1 protein-coding gene is annotated in these 1,256 nt (G+C 73.0%); it reads right to left on the bottom strand.

What is annotated here, in order from left to right:
- A partial coding sequence (locus V8688_RS31940; RefSeq protein ID WP_342802380.1) for an ATP-binding protein occupies positions 1-1,256 on the bottom strand: 1,256 nt, incomplete at both ends.

Raw genomic sequence — 1,256 nt, forward strand, 5'->3', positions numbered from 1 at the left:
CCGGCGCCCGGCCGTTGCGCGCGCGGTCGGCGCCAGCCGATGGCGGTGCCACGCCGTTGCGCCCGCCGTTCGTGTCGGCCGGTGCCACGCCGTTGCGAGGGTGATCACCCGCCCCGGAGATCGCCGGGGCCGGATCGTTCGGCGAGCCGTGGCAGGCGATGGCATTGGTGGTGCTGCTGAGGAACTGCGCGTAGACCGAATCGCCGGGCGCGGCGGGAACGGAGTCGTCGGCCGCAGCGGATTCGGGGTCCCGGGTGTGCCGCGCCCGGCCGGGTGCGTCGAACTGCCGTGGCGCCCTCGCTCCGCTCATCGACTGTGCTCCGGAATCATCGTGTACGACAACGGCTCTGGCGACGTCGAGCGCGACCGCGGTGCCGTTGCGGCCGGGTGCCGCTCGGCCGGGCTCCGGCGCGGCGGAGCGGTTCCTGGCCTCGGCCGGTTCGGCCGGTCGGGCGCTGTCGTCGACGATAATGCTCGCGGGCAGCAGCAGGCGGGCGACGATGCCGCTGACCGGGGAGGTGTTGAGTTCCACGTCGATGCCGAGGCGGCCCGCGAGCCGGCCGACCACGTAGTGACCGAGGTAGCGGGTGGAGGCGACGATGAAGTCCTGCTCCCCGCGCAGGCGCGCGTTGGCCTCGGCGAGCTGGTCGGCGGGCATGCCGACGCCGTGGTCGACGACCGCGAGCAGATACCCACCGGCCACCTTGCGGCCGTAGACCTCGACCTCGAGGTCGGGCGGGGAGAAGGCCAGCCCGTTCTCGATGAGTTCGGCCAGCACGTGGGCGAGTTCGCTGACCACCGCGCCGGCGATGGCGATGTCGTCGACCCGGCGCAACACCACGCGGCGATAGTCGTCGACCTCCGACAGGCCGGCCCGGATGACATCGGTGAGCGCGATCGGCTCGGCCCACCGGCGCGGGCTCGCCTCGCCGACGAGCACCAGCAGGCTTTCGGCGTTGCGCCGCATGCGGGTCGCGAGATGGTCGAGTTCGAACAGGTTCGACAGCGCCTTCGGATCGAGTTCCTCGCGCTCGAACTCGCTGATCAGCCCGAGCTGCCTGCGCACGAGGTTCTGATTGCGGCGAGCCAGATTGGCCATCGACTCGGTGGTGTTGCGCCGCACCAGGGCCTGTTCGGACGCCAGGTCGAAGGCGGTGGTCTGCACCCGGTCCAGCGCCCCGGCGACCGCGCCGATCTCGACGCCGGCGCCCGGCGGCGTGCGCACGGGCGCGGGTGGCTCGGGGCGCCTGTCGGCG

The sequence above is a fragment of the Nocardia sp. No.11 genome, from assembly GCF_038752175.1.
Lineage (GTDB): Bacteria > Actinomycetota > Actinomycetes > Mycobacteriales > Mycobacteriaceae > Nocardia > Nocardia canadensis.